Here is a 5572-nt window from a genome sequence, read left to right on the forward strand (position 1 = left end):
CCTGACTAAGCCGATTGCGCCAGCAGAGCTACGTGAGATTCTGGCGAATTGTCTGCGCACCGAGGAAACCGCATGCTAAAGCGCGTCATTATTTTTGATCGTCATCCGATTATGGTTGAGGGCCTTTCTCAACTGATGAGCGCACGCGGCTATGTGATTGCCTGCGCCACCTCCGATGCGACGCAGTTGATCCACGCACTGCTGCTGGATAAACCGACCTTGCTGATCATGGATATGGCCGGGCTCAGCGAATATCACCTGAAAAAATTGCACGCTGCGCGCCAATGTTGCGGACCTTTGCAGCTGCTGATTTATGCCAGCACTGACAGTTGCTGGCATGAGATTAAAAGGCTGAAGTGGCAAGTTCAGGGTTATCTCAGCAAAGGTTTCGATGCGGAGATGTTTAACTACGCGGTGAGTGAAATTGAGAAAGGCGAAACGGTGATGTTGCGCAGTGCAGATATTACGCCGCACCATACGCAGGATCAGGCGCTAATTGCCTCGCTGACCAACCGTGAAATGCAGATATTGCGTGAACTAGGCGCAGGCAAAAGCAATAAGATCATCGCTAATGAACTCCATCTCAGCAACAAAACGGTGAGCACCTATAAGCGCAGCATCATGCAGAAAATGCACACCGTGAAAGTGAGCGACGTGGTGGATTTCGCCCAGCGCGCTGGCTTTTAACCCTTTATTCCTCTTCGGCAATATCACTCAGTATCGCCGCACTCTCTAGCTTAGCCTGATAAGCTTCCAACCGCGTGACCAGCTTGCTCAAGCGTGGCTGCAATGCTTCGCTCTGCTGCTGTGGATCGCGGCAGGCGATTTCCAGCTGCAGGCAGGCTTCGGCCAGCAGATGCTGACGGGCGATACGCACGCTGCCGGCAATACGGTGCACAAGATCAGCAATTTCGGCACGATGCTGTTCGAGGTTGAGCGTGTCTAACTGCGCCAAATCTTCCGCCAGCGTGGTCACCATCAAATCACGCATCGCCGCTTCCATCTGACGATCCACCTCGCTACTTTCCGGCATTGCAGGAATGGTCACCTCCGCTGGAAAGTGATCCGTGTCGATTGAGCGCAATGCCGCCGCCAGGCTGCTGATCGAGCAGGGTTTAAACAGGCAGCTGTTCATGCCGGCATTCAGACAGCGCTCGATCACTTCATGCATCGCATTCGCCGTGAAGCCCATAATCCAAATCGGCTTACGTCCCAGATCCTCTTCCGACTCGCGAATGATTTCGGTCATCTGATATCCGTTCAGCCCCGGCATGTTGCAGTCGGTGATCACCACATCGTAATTGCCACGCTGCCACATTTGCAGCGCTTCGTGACCATCCGCAGCCAAATCCGCATGCTGTCCCAACCAACTCAACTGTTTCGCCAGCAGAATGCGGTTAGCGGCGTTATCGTCTACCACCAGAACCGAACGGAGCGGCAGTTTTTCACCCTCTTCCGCTTGGTCTTCCAGCTCAAGGCCCTGGCTTTCCGCCATCGGCAGCATCAGAGTGGCGCGCGCGCAGGTTCCCACGCCTTTTTCACTGCTCAGCGTTAAGGTTCCGCCCATCTTTTCACAGATGGTTCGGCTGATATAAAGACCCAATCCGGTTCCCGCGCGGCGGTTATCGGCCTGGCTAAAAGGTTTAAACAGCGCGGCCTGCTGTTTTTCATCAATACCAATGCCGCTGTCCTGCACTTCAATGACCAGATACACACGGCCCGCAGCGACATCCTTCTGTTGGCTGAGTGTGAGCGATACACCGCCCTGATCGGTGAATTTGATTGCGTTGCTTAACAGATTGGACAACACCTGCTTGATGCGCAGTGGATCCGCAAGCACCTGCTCCAATCCTTCTTCGGGAATGTGCCTGGTCAGGGTGATGTTTTTGTCAATCGCCAGCCCCTGAAACACCTTCATCAGGTTATCTATCAGCTTGCCGGGATGCACCGCTTCCGGATGATATTCCAGCTGGCCGCCCTCAATGCGCGAGATATCGAGGATATCGCCAATCAGGCCCACCAAACTTTCCGCTGAATCGTACGCCACTTCCAATGCCTGCAAATCCTGCTCGCCGCTGCGCCCTTTTTTCAGCGCCATATCCAGCATGCCGATAATCGCATTCATTGGCGTACGGATTTCATGGCTCATGGTCGAGAGGAATACCGATTTGGCGCGGCTGGAATCTTCTGCCCGCTCTTTGGCCTCGCGCAGTTCGGCAAACAGCGCTTCACGTTCCGAGATGTCCATCCATCCGGCGATGACACCGACCACGTTGCCATCGCTGTCATTGAACGGCTGAATCCACTGATAAACGGTGACGCCAATCGAAGAATCCGGGTTGTCCCAGAGGTCATAACGGCGATCTTCGACGATCGGAATGCCGGTTTTCACCACATCAATCAGCTGATTATGATAAAACGCCGCCTGCTCTGGCGTACGTAATCCGGGATGTTCGCGCATCGTTTTGCCCAGCGCTTCTTCATAAATCACGCCGGTTTCCACTAAATAGCGCTGATTGCAGTAGGTCAAACGACCATCTTTGTCGCGCAGTGAAACCGGGAATGGCATGCTGGTGACCAACGCCTGAAGTTGCGCCAATTGCACATTCAGTTCGCGGCGCAGTTCGGCTTTACGACGGATGATTTGGCGCTGATACAGCGCCCAGCCAATCACCATCAGCATGATCAGCACGAAGAAGATGATGCTGGCGATCAGCACCGCCTGATAACGCTGCCAGAAGCTGTCGTAAACAATCAAATCGCTGGGCCGCCAGCGGTTAGCCAGCTCCTCAATTTCTACCGGCGGAATACTCAGCAGCACTTTATCGAGAATGCTGCGCAGTTCGGGATCGGCGCGTCCGACGCCAAACGAAACCCACGCGGGCGAACTGCCAATGGCGCTGACCATCTTCAGCTTATTTTGGAAGTGGGTTTTGATCTGATAATCCACCATCACCAGAATATCGACGCCCGCATCCGCCTGGCCCTTCTCCACCTTCTCCATCATTTCTGTGATGTTCTGCACCGGCACGATGTCGATTTCCGGATAACGCGCATGCACCATATTTTCGACGCTGGTGTTGGCGACCATCGCGAGGCGCTTGCCGCGCAGATCGGGCAGCGAGTGAATATCGTTATTGCCCACGCGCGTGGTCAGCGCAAAGGTGCTGCGCAGATAAGGTCGGGTAAACAGAATCTGCTGCTCGCGCTGAGCGCTCGGCGTGAGCGAGGCGAACATATCAAAATCGGCACTATTAACGCGGTTAACCAGCTCTTGCGAGGTATCAACGGTTTCGAAACTGAAGCGCAAACCGGTTTTTAATGTCACCAGCGTGATGAGGTCGCTGACCATGCCACGCAATGCCCCGCTTTGATCGATGATGGTCATCGGTGCGGCTTTGTCCTGGCTGAACATCACCATTTTTATCACCGGATGCGCCATCATCCATTTACGTTCCTCAGCGGTGAAAGGTGGGGTATTCAGCGACTGGTTCATCCCCACCATGTCGGGCTGCCAAATACGTAATAGCTCGTTCTTCTCTTCCTGCGGCACGTTGCTGATAGCACGATTCACCAGCGCCTGAAGTTCTGACGCCTGCGCGGGAAGCGCAAAGCTGATCATCTTTTGCGGCAGCTGGCTGAAGCGCACCATGCGCAAATTATTCAGAAAGTTGCGGCTGAGGGAGAAACTGTTGCCCAGATAGACGCGCGCGGCACCAAATGAGACGGCGCTCAGCGCATCCTGATAATTGTTGTACATACGGAAGTTAGCGTGCGGATAAGCGTGGCGTAACAGACTTAACGGCAAATAGGTATTCACCACGGCAACATCAATGTTGCTGAGATCGCCGGGCAAAGGAACGTTATCGTTGACGCGCATGCCGAGAACCGGTTGTTCGCTGGCATAAGGATCAGAAAAAAGCAGCGGACTTTCATCCTGCCGCGCGGTGAGCGAAGGCACCAAATCGATCTTGCCACTTTCCAACGCGTTGAGTGCCTGCTCCAGCGACTCAAATTGCTCGATGCGCAGCGTTAAGCCAAGCTGTTTTGCTACCAGTCCCGCATAGTCGGCGCTTAATCCTTCATATTCGTCCCGCACGTTAGTCATGCCATAAGGCGGCGACTCGCTGGGGAAAATGCCCATCACTAACTGCTTCTTGTCATGGAGTAAATGACGCTCCGCCGCCGAAAGCGCCAGCGGTTTGAGCCCCTCAAAGGAGGCGCGAGTCAGCAAATGGAACTCTTTCGCCTGCACAGGAATAAGCGCAGCACAGAGCCAAATCAGTAAAAAGCAGCAAAGCTTACGCATAGCACCGGTTATTTGATCAGGTTGTTACGACGGGCAAAATCGATTAAATCGATCAGCGACTGCGCATTGAGCTTCTGTTTCAGGCGATGTTTATAAGTGCTGATGGTTTTTTCACTAAGCAGCAGTTGTTCGCCTATTTGTTTATTACCCATGCCCTTGCCAATGCTAATTAACACGCTCAATTCACGATCGGAAAGCTGCTCTAACAAGCCGGCGTCATCATGATCGCTATAAATTTGTTCATGCGATTGATGGGTAGATTGCGGAAAAAAGCTGTAACCGCGCATCACCATTTTGATGGCGTCTAACAGCTCGCTCATATCATCGGATTTGGTGACGAAGCCATCCGCGCCGGCTTGTTTACAGCGCTGGGCGAAATGACTGCTCGACTGCGACGTCAGCACGAGGATTTTCAGCGGCAGATTCAGGGTGCGCAACCGCTCCAGCACCTGGAAACCATCAATCTTTGGCAGACCAATATCCAGCAGCACCAAATCAGGTAAACATTCCCGTGTTTTTTGAATGGCATCGACACCGTTGTTGGTTTCGGCCACCACTTCCATCTCATTGCGTTCCAGCAACATTTTTACTGCAAATCGGATAACCGGATGGTCATCAACAATGATTACTTTTTTCATAGAAATGAGATCCTGATGACTACGCTGAGCAGGTTATCAATGTGTTCCCAGGGCGGATTACACTATCCCGTTTTCACCGAATGGTCTGTAGGAAATTACTTATGATGAAGGTTTACAGACCACAACAATCTCCTTCATCTGAGTGAAACCCCATTTATCGGCACTGTGGTAACAATATAACTTAGCAGGGAATTTTGCCCAAATGTAAGAAGATGCTGTGCGTTTCTGCAGGAAGTAGCGGTCTTGTAAGAAGCGGAATGGTCTGGGACCAGAGAATTCCTCTGAGCCCAGGCCATGAATGAAAATAATGAGGCAGCGTGGCAAGAAACTAATAGTAGTTGATGGTGTAGGTCATGGTGGCATTCGCATGCCCCGGCGTTACCGTATTATTGGTTTGAATATAGCGAGCAAACAGCGGCAGGGTAACTATTCCGCTGCCGTTATTAGTGGTGGGATAACGCATTTCACTATTAAATTGCGCGGGTGTCCCCACTCCGGCACTGTTGGTGACCAACTGGATGCCAACACCGGTCGCCACGTTAGCCTCATTTCTCAAACCAATGATGCCTTTGCTGGCGTCAATAATCGAGGTGTTGGGCTTGAGAGTTAATCCCAGCGTGTTCGC

General features: G+C 52.6%; 4 protein-coding genes. 1 reads left to right on the top strand and 3 read right to left on the bottom strand.

The annotated features are described in order from the left end of the window. Nucleotides 1-72 precede the first annotated feature (72 nt). The gene (locus RTY00_RS09615; RefSeq protein WP_312664261.1) at nucleotides 73-687 is read left to right on the top strand and encodes a response regulator transcription factor; all 615 of its coding nucleotides are present in this window, start codon (nucleotides 73-75) and stop codon (nucleotides 685-687) included. Nucleotides 688-691: 4 nt separating this feature from the next. On the opposite strand, the gene RTY00_RS09620 is transcribed toward RTY00_RS09615, so the two are convergent. From RTY00_RS09620 to RTY00_RS09630, 3 genes are all read right to left on the bottom strand, one after another. Next, nucleotides 692-4234: a transporter substrate-binding domain-containing protein gene (locus tag RTY00_RS09620; protein ID WP_312664262.1), complete on the bottom strand. Its 3543-nt coding sequence runs from the start codon at nucleotides 4232-4234 to the stop codon at nucleotides 692-694. 83 nt (nucleotides 4235-4317) lie between these two features. Continuing rightward, the gene (locus RTY00_RS09625; RefSeq protein ID WP_312664263.1) at nucleotides 4318-4947 is read right to left on the bottom strand and encodes a response regulator transcription factor; all 630 of its coding nucleotides are present in this window, start codon (nucleotides 4945-4947) and stop codon (nucleotides 4318-4320) included. 328 nt (nucleotides 4948-5275) lie between these two features. Continuing rightward, nucleotides 5276-5572: fimbrial protein (locus RTY00_RS09630; RefSeq protein ID WP_312664264.1), on the bottom strand; the 297-nt coding region annotated here is incomplete at its 5' end.

This window comes from Pantoea sp. CTOTU49201 (assembly GCF_032054795.1).
GTDB classification, from domain to species: domain Bacteria; phylum Pseudomonadota; class Gammaproteobacteria; order Enterobacterales; family Enterobacteriaceae; genus Pantoea; species Pantoea symbiotica.

What these genes read in the sequence shown, in the direction of transcription:
- RTY00_RS09625 (WP_312664263.1), bottom strand. Translation starts at nt 4,947, where the DNA reads ATGAAAAAAGTAATCATTGTTGATGACCATCCGGTTATCCGATTTGCA.
- RTY00_RS09615 (WP_312664261.1), top strand. Translation starts at nt 73, where the DNA reads ATGCTAAAGCGCGTCATTATTTTTGATCGTCATCCGATTATGGTTGAG.